Genomic DNA, 14,816 nt, shown 5'->3' on the forward strand with positions numbered 1-14,816 from the left:
CCGTTGCGTCGTTTGTGGGCGTTTTTTATTGATTGACGCGTCAATAAAAAACCAAATACGGTTGCATTGCAACCATCGAAAACCGCACCCGGAGCCCGGATGCCCAGGATCGGCATGCAGCCCGTCCGCCGCAAGGCCCTCATCGCGGCGACGATCGACGAGATCGGCGCGCGCGGGTCGCTCGACGTGACCGTGGCCCGGATCGCGCGGCGCGCGGGCGTCTCCAGCGCCCTGGCACACCACTACTTCGGCAACAAGGAACAGCTCTTCCTCGCCGCGATGCGCCAGACGCTGAGCGACTACCGGGCCGAGGTGCGCGCCGGCCTCTCCGCCGCGCGCGGCCCGCGCGGGCGGGTCGAGGCCATCGTGCGCGCGGGATTTTCAGAGGACCACTTCCGCCCGGCGGTGCTCGCCGCGTGGCTCAACTTCTACGTCCTCGCCCGCACCTCGCGTCAGGCCGAGCGCCTGCTCACCGTCTATCACCGCCGCATCGTGGCGAACCTCTCGCATGCGCTGCGCCCGCTCGCGGGGGACGCGGCCCGCGACATCGCCGAGACGCTCGCGGCGGTGATCGACGGCGTCTACCTGCGCGAGGGGCTCGGCGAAGGCGCGCCCGACGGCGCGGCCGCGACGCGGCGGGTGCTGGGCGTGCTCGACGCCGAACTCGCGGCCCGGGGCGGGGCGGGGGCCCAGAACAAGGACCGGACAGGACCATGACGAAGACCATCCAGCCCGCGGCGAGCCACCATGTCGGCGGCGCGCCGCTCGAGGACACCGCCGGCGCCGAGATGCCCGTGATCCATCCCGCCGACGGGCGCGTGATCGCCACCTTGCACGCCGCCACGCCCGCGGTGATCGACCGCGCGCTCGAGAGCGCGCGCGCCGCGCAGGCGGACTGGGCCGCGCGCAGCGGCACGGAGCGCGGCCGCGTCCTGCGCCGCGCGGCCGACATCATGCGCGACCGCAACCGCGCCCTGAGCGAGATCGAGACGCTCGACACCGGCAAGCCGCTGCAGGAGACGCTCGTCGCCGACGCCACCAGCGGAGCGGACGCGCTGGAGTACTTCGGCGGCCTCGCCGCGAGCCTCGCGGGGCAGCACATCCCGCTCGGCGGGGGCGACTGGGCCTACACGGTGCGCGAGCCGCTGGGCGTCTGCGCCGGGATCGGCGCGTGGAACTACCCCACGCAGATCGCCTGCTGGAAGGCCGCGCCGGCGCTCGCCTGCGGCAACGCGATGGTGTTCAAACCCTCCGAGGAGACGCCGCTCTCGGCCCTCGAGGTCGCCGCGATCCTGACCGAGGCCGGCGCGCCGCCGGGGCTCTTCAACGTGGTGCAGGGCGCGGGGGAGGTCGGCCACGCCCTCGCCACCGATCCGCGGGTCGCCAAGGTCTCGCTCACCGGGTCGGTGCCGACCGGACGCAAGGTCTACGCCGCCGCCGCCGAGGGGCTGAAGCACGTCACCATGGAGCTCGGCGGCAAGTCGCCGCTGATCGTCTTCGACGACGCCGAGATCGAGGACGCGGTCGGCGGCGCGATCCTCGGCAACTTCTATTCCACCGGGCAGATCTGCTCCAACGGGACGCGGGTCTTTCTGCACCGCGCCATCCGCGACCGCTTCCTCGAGCGGCTGTGCGCCCGGCTCGAGGGCGTGCGCACGGGCGATCCGCTGGACGAGAGCGTGAACTACGGGCCGATGATCAGCGCGCGCCAACTGGAGATCGTGCAGGGCTACATCGCAAAGGGCCTCGAGGAGGGCGCGCGCCTCGTCACCGGCGGCCGGCGGCTTCAGCGCGAGGGCTTCTGGCTGGAGCCCACGGTCTTCGCCGACGTCGCCGACGACATGACCATCGCGCGCGAGGAGATCTTCGGCCCGGTGATGAGCGTTCTGGACTTCGACGACGAGGAGGAGGTCGTCGCCCGCGCCAACGCCACCGCCTACGGCCTCTCCGCCGGGGTCTTCACGCGCGACATGACGCGCGCGCACCGGGTGATCGGCCGGCTGGAGGCGGGCACCTGCTACGTCAACTCCTACAACGACGCGCCGGTGGAGATGCCCTTCGGCGGCGTGAAGGCCTCGGGCGTCGGGCGGGAGAACGGGACCGCGGCCATCGAGCACTACTCGCAGCTCAAGTCCGTCTACGTCCGCATGGGCCGCGTCGAGGCCCCCTACTGACGCGCCGCCAGACGCCGGAGACCCTGATGGAAGCCGATTTCGTCATCGTCGGCGCCGGCAGCGCCGGCTGCGCCATGGCCGACCGTCTGAGCGCCGCGGGGCGCTCGGTCGTCGTGATCGAATACGGCGGGTCCGACGCCGGCCCCTTCATCCAGATGCCCGGCGCGCTCTCCTACCCGATGAACATGGCGCGCTACGACTGGGGCTACCGCACCGAGCCCGAGCCGCACCTCGGCGGGCGCCGCCTCGCCTGTCCGCGCGGCAAGGTGATCGGCGGCTCCTCCTCGATCAACGGCATGGTCTACGTGCGCGGCCACGCGCGCGACTACGATCACTGGGCCGAGCAGGGCGCGACCGGCTGGGCCTTCGCCGACGTGCTGCCCTACTTCAAGCGGATGGAGTGCTGGGACGACGGCGGCCACGGCGGCGACCCCGCCTGGCGCGGCACGGACGGGCCGCTGCACGTCAGCCGCGGGCGGCGCGACAACCCGCTCGTCCGCGCCTTCGTCGAGGCCGGGCGGCAGGCGGGCTACGAGACGACGGACGACTACAATGGCGAGAAGCAGGAAGGCTTCGGCCCGATGGAGATGACCGTCCACCGCGGGCGGCGCTGGTCGGCGGCCAACGCCTATCTGAAGCCCGCGCTCAGGCGCGAGACCTGCACGCTCCTGCGCGGGCTCGCCCGCCGGGTGGTGATCGAGAACGGCCGCGCGACCGGCGTTGAGATCACGCGCGGCGGGCGCGTCGAGGTGATCCGCGCGCGCCGGGAGGTGGTGCTCGCCGCCTCGGCCATCAACTCCCCCAAGCTGCTGATGCTCTCGGGCGTCGGCCCGGCCGCGCACCTGCGCGAGCACGGCATCGAGGTGATCGCGGACCGCCCCGGCGTCGGGCGCAATCTTCAGGATCACCTCGAGCTTTACGTCCAGATGGCCGCGCGGGTGCCGGTGAGCCTCTACCGCTACTGGAACCTCCTCGGGAAGGCCTACGTCGGCGCGCGCTGGCTGCTGACCCGGACGGGGCCGGGCGCCTCCAACCAGTTCGAGAGCGCGGCCTTCATCCGGAGCGCGGCGGGCGTCGAGTATCCCGACATCCAGTTCCATTTCCTGCCGATCGCGGTGCGCTACGACGGCAAGGCCGCGGCCGAGGGGCACGGCTTTCAGGCCCACGTGGGGCCGATGCGCTCGGCCTCGCGGGGGGACGTGACGCTGCGCGCGCCGGACCCGGCGGCCCCGCCGCGCATCCGCTTCAACTACATGAGCCACCCCAGCGACTGGGCCGATTTCCGCACCTGCATCCGCCTCACGCGGGAGATCTTCGCGCAGGAGGCGATGGCGCCCTTCGTCCGCCACGAGATCGCGCCGGGCGCCGGGGCACAGTCCGACGACGCGCTCGACGCCTTCATCCGCGACCACGTCGAGAGCGCCTATCACCCCTGCGGCACCTGCCGGATGGGCCGCGCCACGGACCCCGACGCCGTGGTGGACCCGGAGTGCCGCGTGATCGGGGTGGAGGGTCTGCGCGTCGCCGACAGCTCCGTCTTTCCGCGCATCCCGAACGGCAACCTGAACGGCCCCTCGATCATGGTGGGCGAAAAGGCGAGCGATCACCTCCTCGGCCGCGCGCCCCTCCCGCGCGAGAACGCGCGGCCCTGGGTGCATCCCGACTGGCGCACCGCGCAGCGCTGACGGCGGCTCGACCCCCGCCCGTCCCCTGCGTCAGGTGCAGGGGACCGCCGGCCGGTCACGCACCGGCCGACATCGGGGAGAGCCCCCACGACGCGCGCCGCACTCGGCCTATCCAGCGACGCAGCGGCGGCGGGAGGGCACCGCGGACGGACCCGGAGGCAGCGGGGGCCCAGTCGTCCTGCCGATGGGCGCGGTGTCGTTCGCCCATAGCGCGACGACACGGGCGATCCGGCGCCCACCCCGCCGTCGCGCGTGCCGGAGGCCGCGCCGACCGACGCGTCGGGATCACCGCCGTGCCGGAGACCCGCTGGCGCGCGCCCGCCGCCCGGCTAGCGCCCCAATCCGCGGCTGCGCAGCGTCTCCATCGCCGCCGGGATCCCGTCCGGATCGCGCAGTTCGAGGAGCAGGCGGGGCCGCTCCGCCCGGCGCGCGAGGGCGCGAAAGACTGGCTCCCAGCGGATCGTGCCCTCGCCGATGGGCCAGTGCCGATCCGCGTGACCATCGGCGTCCTGCAGGTGGACATGCGCCAGCGCCGCGCCGGCGTCCTCGACGAAATAATCCACCGGCGGCGCGCCGCAGCTCGCGTGGGCATACTGCGCGTGTCCTGTGTCCAGCGAGAGCTTCACCCGCTCGGAGCCGAAGCTCTCGACCAGGCGGCGGCGCTCGCCCGGATCGACGTCAGCGACGTTCTCGACGACCAGCGTCACGCCCTGCGCCTCGGCGCGGCGCACCACCGCGGCGAGCGTCGCGTGGACGTCCTCGACGATCCGCGCGCGCGCCCCGGGCTGATCGCCGAAATTCGCGTGATCCCATGCGGTGTAGGGCGAGTGGATCACCATGTGATCGGCGCCCACGGCCGCGCAGACGTCGAGCCCCTGCATCAGCCGCCGCTCGACGAGGCGCCGGATCTCCGGGTCCGGCGCGTCGATCGCGAAGCCGCGGAACGGGCCGTGGATGCCGCGCCGGCCCTCGTGCCCGTCGAGCAGGCGCCGCGCCTCATCGGCCAGCGCCTGCCAGTCGCCGTCGAGCACCTCGGCCGTCTCGAAGCTCTGGAGCTCCACGTCACGGTCGGCCTCGAAGAGCCAGTCGCGAAAGTCGGCGAGGCGGTGAACCGGCAGGCAGGCGCCGATGACGGGGGGCTCGCTGGGCATCCGGGCATCCTTCTCGTGCGGGGGTCCCGCACGGCGCTACCGCCCGCATGTGACAGCGCAACGACAGCCCGGCCGTGCTCAACTCGCAGGCGACGGCGACAGGAGCACCCCCGTCATGGGCCGCGCCGGGTGGTGTCGCGGAGTTGGTGGAAATTCGAGGGCGGCGTAATCTCCGGGTGACCTGAAACCCACCCAACCGGCGGCGGCAACCGCCAGGGAGAGTGAGGGCCTGACGGCCACCGGTTCGAAGGAAGGCCCGAACGCCATGAACCAGATTACCGACACCGCGAGCTTCGCGCTACTGGACTCAGATGCCGGGTTCGACCCGATCGAGGAGCGGCTGCGGGCCAACGTGCGCGCTACCATCGAAGCCGTGTTCGAGGAGGAGCTTGCCAGCTTTCTCGGTCGCCTCCGCTACGACCGGGGCGACGGCCCGGCGAAAGGTTATCGCCACGGGCACCGGGAGCGGCAACTCACCGGTACCTTTGGGACAGAAACGGTGCGGGTGCCGCGCGCCCGGATCGAGGACGACACTGGAAAGGTGACGGAATGGCGGTCGAAGGCGCTGCCCCGTTACAAGAGGCTGACGAAGAAGGCCGAGGCGCTGATCGCAGCGGTCTACCTTTCCGGAACCAACACGTGCCGGGTCAAGCGGGCGTTGTTCGGGCTGTTCGAGGGCGCCGTCAGCAAGGACGTGGTCAGCCGCGCCTGGCCCAAGGTGAAGGTGGACTGGGACGCTTGGGTCGCGCGCGCAGCCTCGCCGACGAAGACATTGTCCGGTTCGCCCGCTCTCTCGGACGGATCGCGGTCGCGGGCTCACTCCTGGATGGCACCGTGATCAGGACCCGGTTGGACCGGAAAGCCACGAACATCTCGGTTCTGGCTGCGATCGGGGGCCGCCGCGACGGGCAAAAGGTGCTGTTATCCATCAGGAATATGGGTGGAGAGAGCACGGCCGCTTGGCGCCGTTCGGGCGGCTTGCATGGCCGCATTTGCGGCCACGGTCCGCCCTCACCTCGACGATCTGGACGCACGCGGCCTGAAGCGCCCCGACTTCGTGATCGTCGACGGCGCGCCGGGTCTGGAGGCCGCGCTCACCGCGCTGTGGGGCGCCGAGCTGCCGATCCAGCGCTGCACTGTGCACAAGCACCGTAACCTTCTCGGCCACGCGCCGAAGGCGATGCACGACGAGCTGACCGAGGACTATCGCGACATGATCTACGCCGAGACCGCCGCCGAGGTGGAGACCCGCCGCCGGGCGTTCCTGCGCAAATGGCGCCTGAAGTGCCGGGCGGTCGCAGACAGCCTCGAAGAAGCTGGCAAGCGGCTCTTCGCCTTCACGCGCCTCGATCCGTCGCAATGGAGATCGGCACGGACGACCAACGCGATCGAGCGGCTGAACGAGGAGTTTCGCCGCCGCATCAAGACCCAGACCGTGCTTCCCTGCGGCGCGACCGTACCCATGCTGCTGTGGGCGCTGCTCGCCTCCGGCCAGATCCAGATGCGCAAGGTCGACGGATGGGAGACCCTCTCTCAGCCCCTCGAGCCGATGCCCCTTCACCTCGCCGCCTGAAAAACGAACCCTTCACGAGCTCGGAGCGCTCCGCAAAGGAATTTCCACAGCATTCGCGACACGACCCGGATCCGGCCCGTCGGCGCGAGACCAGCCGCCGGACCGGTACGTGCGATCCCGCTGGAGCACCGCGGCCCGGCGGCCACCTGCGCGCCCCCGCCCTATGCGCCGCCGGCACCCGGACCGTCAGCCGGAGAGGTCGTGCACGTAGGTGCCGCCGCGGCGGCTGACGACGTAGAGGCTGCCGTCCATGACGGAAAAGAGCGCCGCCACCGCGCCGTCGCGGCGGAACTCGGCGCCCCCCTGCACGGCGAGCGCGTTGCGGATCGCCGGGCCGTGGTCGAGGATCTCCTGGCGCGTGAAGCCCGTGCGCGCCATGGTCTCGGCGAGATCCCGGGCGGGCACCTGCACCGTCTCGCGCCCGCCGGTCGCGACGACCGACCGGAAATCCTCCGTCACGTTGGGATCGCCGCATCCCCCCGCGGCGAGCGCGAGCGCGAGCGCGGCCTGCCTCACGCGCGCCCTCATTCCCGGTACCCCATCATATCGAGCGCGCCGGCGAGTTCGGCGCGGAACGCCGCCTCCTCGACCGTGCCGAGGGAGGGCGGCCGGCTGCGCCCGGTGCGGAAGCGCCGGTCCTCCGGGCCCACGAGCGTCGCGGTGACGAAAATCGCGACCTGCCGCGACTGGCTGCGCGCGCTGTCGGAGCGGCCGAGGAACGGCAGGAAGCGCAGCCCGGGCACGCCGCTCTCGCCCTGCTGGCGGCGCAGGTCCGACAGGCCCGCCACCGCCGCGGTGCCGCCGTTCTCGATCTGCACCGTGTTCTCCACCGTGCGGCGGTTGACGACCGGCAGGTTCTGCTCGCCCCGCGCGACGACATCGGAGACCTCGAGCTCCATGTCGAGGGTCAGCGTGCCAGCGCGGCCGACCTGCGGCGTGATGCGCAGGACGGTGCCGGTCTCGATCTCCTCGAGGTCGGAGCGGATGAAGCTGTCGTTCTCCTGCAGGATCTGGAAGAACTCAGCGGTGGTCACGCGGATGACGGACTCGAGCCCGTCCTGCGCGAGGACCTGCGGGCTCGCCACGACGGTCGCCTCATTGTTCTCCGACAGGAGGTCGAGCGAAAGCTGCAGCGCGTTGGTGAAGGCCCGCCCGCTGGTGTAGCCGAGCGCGATCTCCGAGATCTCGTTGCCGCCGTCGGTCCGGTTGAGCCCCGCGGCGAGGCCCGGGGCCTGCACGTTGGTGCCGATGTCGAGCAGCGCGTTCGTGTCGAGCACCACGACCCGCGCCTCGAGCATGATGTGCTCGCGCGGCTGGTCGAACTCCATGATGTCGGCGTGGATCTGGCGCGCGGCGTCGGGCGGCGCGCTGACCGAGATCGCGTTCGAGGTGGTGTCGGCGCGCACGTACTCCGAAAGCCGCTCGGGCAGCAGGTTCATCACCGCCTCTGCCGTGATGTGGTCGAGCTTGACGAGGCGGGTGTCGTAGACGTCGCGCCCGTCGGTGTTCTGCGGCGGCAGCGGCCGGTCGAGCCGGCGGATGAGCTCGATCGCCTCCTGCCGCGCGGCCGGCGGGCCGGAGACCGAGACGCTGTTGCGCTCCGCGTCCACGCGCACGTGGCGCTGCAGCCGCGCGGGCAGCAGCGCGCGCGCGTTCTCGGCCGAGACGTAGCCGAGCGCCATGAAGACCGTGCGCTCGGCCCCCGGCGCGTCGATCGCCGCCACGTCCTCGGCGATGATCTGCAGGAGCTCGGGCGGCGCCGTCGCCACGAGGCGATCGTTCTCGGCGTCCGCGCGCACGTATTTGCGCAGCGGCTCCACGAGAAGGGTGCGCGCGCTCTCGGCGCCGACGCGCCGCAGGGGGATCACCTCGGTCTGCGCGATCTCGGCGAAGAGATCGGTGCGAATGTCCGGGTTGTAGACGAGGAAATAGGCGGGGCGCTCGACGACCCGGAATCCCGTCCCCGCAAGGAGAAGATCGAGCGCCTCGGGCACGGTGGCCCCCTCGACCGTCGCCGTCACGATGCCCTGCACGCTCGGGTCGGCGACGATGGTCTCGCCGGTCTGGGCGGAGATGTCGTCGAGCGCGGTGCGCAGATCCGTTTGATAAAAGACATTGTCCACGAGGGGGGCGGTCTGCGCTCGCGCGGGTCCGGCGAGGGCCATGCCCAACGCGCATAGAAGGACCACGACACGCGCCGCGAGCGTCTGTCTGGGTTGCATCGGTCACTGCCTCAGGTTGCACCGGGTGGTCCCGGCCTTGTCGTCGCGCGCCGCCCGGCCTGCTCGACTGCTCTTCGGCGGCGCGCTGATTGACATTTCACATACCACGCCGCCCGCGTGTCGCAAAGTGCTCGGCCGAACTTTGGACACTTTTGAGCACGGAAAGTGTCGCGCCCAAGCCACGGCAGGTCGGCGTCGCAGGCCGCGGCCGTCGGCCGGGTGGCGCGCGTCGGGGCACGGGATTTCAGGGACTTATGGCGAATTGGCAACTACCCTGGGATGCGTTTTCCGTGACTTGCAATTTCAGGTTGCTGCGATCGGTGGCCCGGAAAGAGCGGCGCGCCACCCCCGCCACCTTCCTGAAATCGGGCCGGAAATGACCCGGGATGATCCAAGACCCGTCCATTTTTAGCCGCCTTTTCCCTCAATCTTACGGGTCATCGCGGCTCGGACAGCACCCCCGACGCCGGACCCGCAGCAGACGACGACCCGACCCATGGAGGACACGATGAAAGCACTTCTCTCGACCGCGGGCGCCCTCGCCCTGATCGCCACCAGCGCGGCGGCCAATCCGCCGACGGGAACGCCCGCAGCGTTCAACAACACCCAAGGCCCGAATGGGAGTGCCAAGACCGTCACGCTCTTCGCCGAGGTCTTCGACTACGTGGCCGTCTGGGGCGAGGAGGACTCGGCCGTTCTCAATGTGGCGGATGTCACGACGGACTCCAACACCTCCGGAAACAACAACGACACCAATGATGCGAGGACGGACAAGGCGCTCTTCACCGTCACCTCGAACGTGACGCACGACATCACGCTCGAGTGGGAGACCTGGGGGGATGTCAATCTGAGCAACCCGACAAACGACTTCGATCAGGCGAACTACTACAACAGCGCCGCCGAATGCTCCATCGGCGGCACCATCAAGCTCGACCCGAACCCCGCGCCCGAATTCTACAACGACGCAATTAGCGGCGGCGGCACGGGCACGATGACGCACGAGGACGCCGCGCCGACCTGGGCCCATGAATATGGCATCGGCACGGAAGCCTCGCCGGTCCACACCAACTGCCCCGGCGACATCGCGGCGCCCGGCACCTACTCGCTCGACGTGGACATCACGGTGAGCAAGGCGGGCGCCTGACCCCGGCGCACCACCGGCAGCATCCGGCGGAAGGGCCGCTTGGCCCTTCCGCCTCGTCGCGTGTAAGGATCGGAGATCGGCGCCGTGGCCGGCGCCGCAGCGGATCGGGGGACGCATGAGACCGAGAGCCTGGGCCCGCGCCGCCCTTCTCGCCGCGACGCTCGGCGCCGGCGGCGCGGCGGCGCAGGGGATCGACGCGGCGCTCTCCGGCCTCGACGACGCCACGCGCGCCGAGGTGCTGAGCCTTCTCGATCAGCTCGACATCGCGCAGAGCCGCGCGCGCCCCCTGCGCGAGGCGACCGCGCCGGGCGCGGACCGGGGCCGACCGTCGGACCCGCCGCCCGGCCGTGCCCTCGGCTGGACCGGCGGCATCGGAGAGACGACCGGCGACCCGCCGGGCCGCGCGCTGGGGCAGAGGCGCGCGGCCGGGGCGAGCGCCGGGCGCGGCGGCGGCCGCGCCCTCGGGCGGCAGGTCGCGCGCGCCGGACCGGCGTGGGGACGCGGCTTCGCCGTTCTCTTTCCCATCGATACCCAGGTGACATACGAGATCGCCGACCCGCGCAGCGGCGAGGTGGCGACCGGCGAGACGGCGAATTTCGTCGTGCTGGCGAGCCGTGGCTACACCGTCACGATCGACTTTCCGACCTGGGCGCCGCCCGCGACCCCGGGCCGGCGCGCCGCCTTCTCGAACGGCGCGCAGCGCATCGGCGGGCGGCTCTTCCTCGACCCGACGCCGCTCGACGGGAACGGCGATATCTTCGTGCAGCGCGAGGACGGCACCCTCGCCGTCGAGATCCCGCGCGGCGAATGGCGCCTCTGGGGCCTCGGCGCGCGGATCGACCCGCAGATCACCGACAGCCCCACGGGCATCGCCGCGGCGGGGACCTACAGCCTCGAGGCGACAATCACGCTCAGCCCTTGGTGAGCCGGGGCGCTTTACGCGGGGCCACCCGCGGGCTATCCCCACCCTGTTTCGCCGCAATCGAAAGGCTTCCGCCGTGCGCCTCGCGCCCCTCGCCCTTCTGCTCGCCCTCGCGCTCGTCGCGCTCGCGCCGCCGGCGCAGGCGCAAGGCTTCCAGGTCCGCCCGCTCTTCGTGGACGGCGAGGTGCCGCCGGGCGCCCGCGTGACGATCCCGGTGGAGATCACGCCCACGTCGCAGATCGAGGGCCGCACGATCGAGGTGGAGGTCGTCGAGCTCGCGCAGAACGACACCGGCGGGTTCCGCGCCCTGCCCTTCGAGCCGGGCAACGCCCTGCCGCGCTCCGCCGCGCCCTGGATCGAGGTGCCCTCCGAGGTGACCCTCGAGGCGCGGGAGACCGAGCTCATCGAGGTCGAGATGGCGGTGCCCTTCGCCGCACGCGGCAGCTACGCCGCCGCGCTCCTGCTCAGCGCGCCGCCGCCCGACGACACCGAGGGGCTGCGGCTCACCCTGCGGGTGCTGGTGCCGATCGTGGTCGGCACCAAGGGCCGCCCGGCGCGCCAGGACGTGCGCCTGTCGAACGCCGGCCTGCGCTACCGCATGGCCGAGGACGCGGCCGAGGACGGCGTGCCCGAGACGACGCTCGCCGAGACGCTGATCGAGAACGCGGGCGGCACCTTCTCGACGGTCGAGGGCGCGCTCTGGGTCGACGTGAAGGACGAGAGCGGGGACTGGCGGCAGGTGCGCCGCGTCGAGATCCCGCGCCGGCGCATCCTGCCCGAGACGGCGATCACCCTTCCGGTCGATCTGGGCCGGCTGCTGCCCGGCGGCGACTACCGCCTGCGCGGCGAGCTCTACGTGGACGGGCGGCGCACGCAGCCGCTGCGCCGCGAGATCGCCTTCGAGGGGCACCCGGAGGTGCAGGCGCTCGTCACCGACATCGACCTCGGCGTGGCGCCCTCGGTCTTCGAGTACACCTATCAGGCCGGGGCGACGCGGAGCGGGCGGATCGCTGTGAACAATCCGGCGATCGACCCGGTCGAGGTGACGGTGGGCGTGGACATCCCCGCCGGCATGGCCGGCCGGGCGAGCGCGACGGTGCGCGACACCGATCTTTCCGCCGCCGACTGGATCGAGGTGCGCCCCGCACGCTTCACCCTGCGCCCCGGACAGACCCGCAACCTGCGCCTGCTCGCGCGTTTCCCGGACGAGGCGCCCGCGCAACGGAACTACTACGCCGCGCTCGAGCTCACCGCGCACTACCGCGACGGGCAGCGCGCCGGCACGGCGACCGGCCTCGTGGAGGTGACGCGCCCCGAGGGCGAGGACACCCCCGCCGTCGCGCTGGAGCCGCCGCGTCTCGCCAGCACCGGGGACGCGGGGCAGTATGCGCTGGGCCTCAGGGCGACGAACACCGGCGACGTGCTGCTGCGCCCGGAGGTCGAGTACCGAGTGCTCGACGCGAGCGGGGCGAGCATCGCGGAGGGCGCGCTGACGGCCGAGGACGACGCGCCGCTCATGCCGCTCGGCGCGCGGCGCTTCGGCGGCACGCTGGACGCGGCCGCGCTGCCCGAGGGCGACCTCACGCTGCTGACGCTGCTGACGAGCGGCGGGGCGGAGATCGGCGAGGTCGTGCAGCGCCTCGCCAAGGACGCCGAGGGCCGGCTGACCCTGCAGACGACGCGTTAGGGGGCGGCCGGGGCCTCGGCCCCGGTGTTGCGCCCGGGGCGGGCAATGCGGGCCGGGCGCGGCCGCCATGACGGCCGAACCCCCGGACGGCGGCGCGGGTGAGGGGCCGGCTCGGCGTCTTTCCGGCGCGGGCGGCGCACGTCGACAGGACGATGCGGGCCGTGGGCCACAAGGCTTAGCGGAGGCGGCACCAGCTCGGCGCTCATCCGCCCTGTGGCACACCTTCGAACCCGCGGCCCGAGGACACCCACGCCCGCTCGGACGCCCGGGCACGGCGGCGCAGGTGAGTGACCGGTCCGCACCCGCCCGCGGGCACACCCTCGGACGGGCGGCCCGAGGACACCCACGCCCGCTCGGACGCCCGGCACGGCGGCAAAGGTGCGGCACCGGCCCTCGCCCATCCGGGGCAGCCCCTCGGACAGGTCCAATAACACGTACGGTCCCTCAGACGCCGCGCAGGAGCAGGCCGCGCCCTACTCCTCGGCGGGCAGCATCACCCGGAAGGTGCCGACGGCGACGCCGTGCTCCGGCGCGCCCCCGGCCTCGGCGAAGCCGAGGTCGATGCCCGCCTCGGCCGAGGGCGCGAAGACGGTGCAGGCGCCGCGGGCGAGCACGCTGCGCTCGTCGCCGACGGCGACGGCGACGCGCCGGACGTTGCCCGAGTCGAAGCAGATCAGGAAATCCCCCGAGACCCCGCGGGAGGCCAGCCGATAGGCGGCGTCCGCCGCCCCCTGTTCCAGCGTCCAGGTCCCGGCGACGGTGCGGCCCGCGTCGGCAGCGACGGCGAGCGGCAGGGCGCAGAGGCCCAGAGCGGCAGCGAAACGCAGCATTTTCAAACATCCCCCGATGCTCGAAGAAGCGTAGCCGAGCCGTCGCGGCGACGCCAGCCCCCGCGCGCCCCGATTTCGCCGCATTTCATATATCGAGGGCGTTCTCCCGCTCCCAGCGCGAGAAATGCGAGACGAAGCTGTCCCACTCCCGGTGCTTGAGCTTGAGATAGGCGGCGGCGAATTCCTCGCCGAGCGCGCCCTTGAACTCCGCGTCGCCGTCGAAGGCGCGCAGCGCGTCGAGCAGGTTGAGCGGCAGGCGCGGCGCGTCGGTCACCGTGTGGCCGTCGGCGTACATGTCGATGTCGAGACGCGGGCCCGGATCGGCCTCGGACCGAAGGCCCGAGAGCCCGGCCGCGATGATCGCCGCCTGCAGGAGATAGGGATTGGCGCCCCCGTCGGGCAGGCGCAGCTCGAAGCGCCCCGGCCCCGGCACGCGCACCATGTGCGTGCGGTTGTTGCCCGACCAGGTGACCGTGTTCGGCGCCCAGGTCGCGCCGGAATGGGTGACCGGCGCGTTGATCCGCTTGTAGCTGTTGACCACCGGGTTGGTGAGCGCGGCCATCGCCGTGGCGTGGCGCATGATCCCGCCGAGGAAGTTCGCCCCCGCCGGCGACAGGCCGACCTCGCCCGTGTCGCCCGGCGCGTCGCCGTCGGCGAAGACGTTCGTCCCCGCGCCTGCGCCGGGCGTGTCCCAGACCGAGACGTGGACGTGGCAGCCGTTGCCCGTCAGCCCCTCGACGGGCTTGGGCATGAAGGTCGCGCGGAAGCCGTGGCGCTCGGCCACCGACTTCACCATGAACTTGAAGAAGCTGTGCTTGTCGGCGGTGGCGAGCGCGTCGTCGAAATCCCAGTTCATCTCGAACTGGCCGTTCGCGTCCTCGTGGTCGTTCTGGTAGGGGTTCCAGCCCAGATCGAGCATGTAGTCGCAGATCTCGCGCACCACGTCGTAGCGCCGCATCACCGCCTGCTGGTCGTAGCAGGGCTTCTCGGCGCTGTCGTGCGGGTCGCTGATGACCTCGCCCGAGGGGTCGAGCAGGAAGTACTCCGCCTCGATGCCGGACTTGACGTGGAGCCCGCGCTCCGCCGCCGCGGCGACCTGGCGGCGCAGGACGTTGCGCGGGGCCTGCGCGACCTCCTCGCCCTCCATCATGCAGTTCGCCGCGACCCAGGCGACCTCGGGCTTCCACGGCAGCTGGATCACGCTCGCGGGGTCCGGCACGGCGAGCATGTCCGGATGCGCCGGCGTCATGTCGAGCCAGGTGGCGAAGCCGGCGAAGCCCGCGCCATCCACCTGCATGTCGGCCACCGCCTGCGCGGGCACGAGCTTCGCGCGCTGCCCGCCGAACAGGTCGGTGAAGGAGATCATGAAGTACTTGACGCCCCTCTCGCGGGCGAACTCGGCGAGGTCGGTGGTCATGCGCTGTCCCT

11 protein-coding genes and 1 pseudogene are annotated in these 14,816 nt (G+C 72.1%); 7 read left to right on the forward strand and 5 right to left on the reverse strand.

The annotated features are described in order from the left end of the window. Nucleotides 1-99 precede the first annotated feature (99 nt). From betI to betA, 3 genes are read left to right on the forward strand one after another with little or no spacing between them, the layout of a single operon-like run. Nucleotides 100-717, forward strand: coding sequence for a choline-binding transcriptional repressor BetI (gene betI, locus DRV84_RS03915; RefSeq protein ID WP_115978570.1), 618 nt, complete (start codon nucleotides 100-102; stop codon nucleotides 715-717). Further along, on the forward strand, nucleotides 714-2,174 hold the full coding sequence (gene betB, locus DRV84_RS03920; RefSeq protein ID WP_115978571.1) for a betaine-aldehyde dehydrogenase: 1,461 nt from the start codon (nucleotides 714-716) through the stop codon (nucleotides 2,172-2,174). The genes betI and betB overlap by 4 nt, the downstream gene beginning before the upstream one ends. 26 nt (nucleotides 2,175-2,200) lie before the next feature. Next, nucleotides 2,201-3,859, forward strand: a complete 1,659-nt coding sequence (gene betA / locus DRV84_RS03925) for a choline dehydrogenase (protein ID WP_115978572.1) — start codon at nucleotides 2,201-2,203, stop codon at nucleotides 3,857-3,859. Nucleotides 3,860-4,188: 329 nt separating this feature from the next. Here the strand turns inward: betA and DRV84_RS03930 are convergent, their stop codons facing one another. After that, nucleotides 4,189-5,010 carry a sugar phosphate isomerase/epimerase family protein gene (locus DRV84_RS03930; RefSeq protein ID WP_115978573.1) on the reverse strand — a complete coding sequence of 274 codons (822 nt, stop codon included), beginning with the start codon at nucleotides 5,008-5,010 and terminating at the stop codon, nucleotides 4,189-4,191. A gap of 265 nt (nucleotides 5,011-5,275) precedes the next feature. Here DRV84_RS03930 and DRV84_RS03935 point away from each other — a divergent pair. After that, a pseudogene (locus DRV84_RS03935) lies at nucleotides 5,276-6,583 on the forward strand (IS256 family transposase). Between the two features lie 186 nt (nucleotides 6,584-6,769). On the opposite strand, the gene DRV84_RS03940 reads toward DRV84_RS03935, so the two are convergent. Together DRV84_RS03940 and DRV84_RS03945 are read right to left on the reverse strand one after the other, a co-directional pair. Beyond that, nucleotides 6,770-7,099 (reverse strand): hypothetical protein, encoded by a 330-nt coding sequence (locus DRV84_RS03940; RefSeq protein WP_115978574.1) that lies wholly within the window; start codon nucleotides 7,097-7,099, stop codon nucleotides 6,770-6,772. 8 nt (nucleotides 7,100-7,107) lie between these two features. Then, nucleotides 7,108-8,706 (reverse strand): secretin N-terminal domain-containing protein, encoded by a 1,599-nt coding sequence (locus tag DRV84_RS03945; RefSeq protein WP_115978575.1) that lies wholly within the window; start codon nucleotides 8,704-8,706, stop codon nucleotides 7,108-7,110. A gap of 595 nt (nucleotides 8,707-9,301) precedes the next feature. Here DRV84_RS03945 and DRV84_RS03950 point away from each other — a divergent pair. From DRV84_RS03950 to DRV84_RS03960, 3 genes are all read left to right on the forward strand, one after another. Then, on the forward strand, nucleotides 9,302-9,949 hold the full coding sequence (locus DRV84_RS03950) for a hypothetical protein (protein WP_115978576.1): 648 nt from the start codon (nucleotides 9,302-9,304) through the stop codon (nucleotides 9,947-9,949). A 115-nt stretch (nucleotides 9,950-10,064) separates the two neighbouring features. Continuing rightward, entirely contained in the window at nucleotides 10,065-10,874 is an 810-nt protein-coding gene (locus DRV84_RS03955) for a hypothetical protein (RefSeq protein ID WP_115978577.1), read from the forward strand. Between the two features lie 73 nt (nucleotides 10,875-10,947). Continuing rightward, nucleotides 10,948-12,558, forward strand: a complete 1,611-nt coding sequence (locus tag DRV84_RS03960; protein ID WP_115978578.1) for a hypothetical protein — start codon at nucleotides 10,948-10,950, stop codon at nucleotides 12,556-12,558. Nucleotides 12,559-13,031: 473 nt separating this feature from the next. Here the strand turns inward: DRV84_RS03960 and DRV84_RS03965 are convergent, their stop codons facing one another. Further along, entirely contained in the window at nucleotides 13,032-13,388 is a 357-nt protein-coding gene (locus DRV84_RS03965; RefSeq protein ID WP_115978579.1) for a hypothetical protein, read from the reverse strand. 85 nt (nucleotides 13,389-13,473) lie between these two features. Then, nucleotides 13,474-14,805 (reverse strand): type III glutamate--ammonia ligase, encoded by a 1,332-nt coding sequence (gene glnT, locus DRV84_RS03970; protein WP_115978580.1) that lies wholly within the window; start codon nucleotides 14,803-14,805, stop codon nucleotides 13,474-13,476. Between the last annotated feature and the right edge of the window lie 11 nt (nucleotides 14,806-14,816).

It is taken from the genome of Rhodosalinus sediminis (assembly GCF_003385555.1).
Lineage (GTDB): Bacteria > Pseudomonadota > Alphaproteobacteria > Rhodobacterales > Rhodobacteraceae > Rhodosalinus > Rhodosalinus sediminis.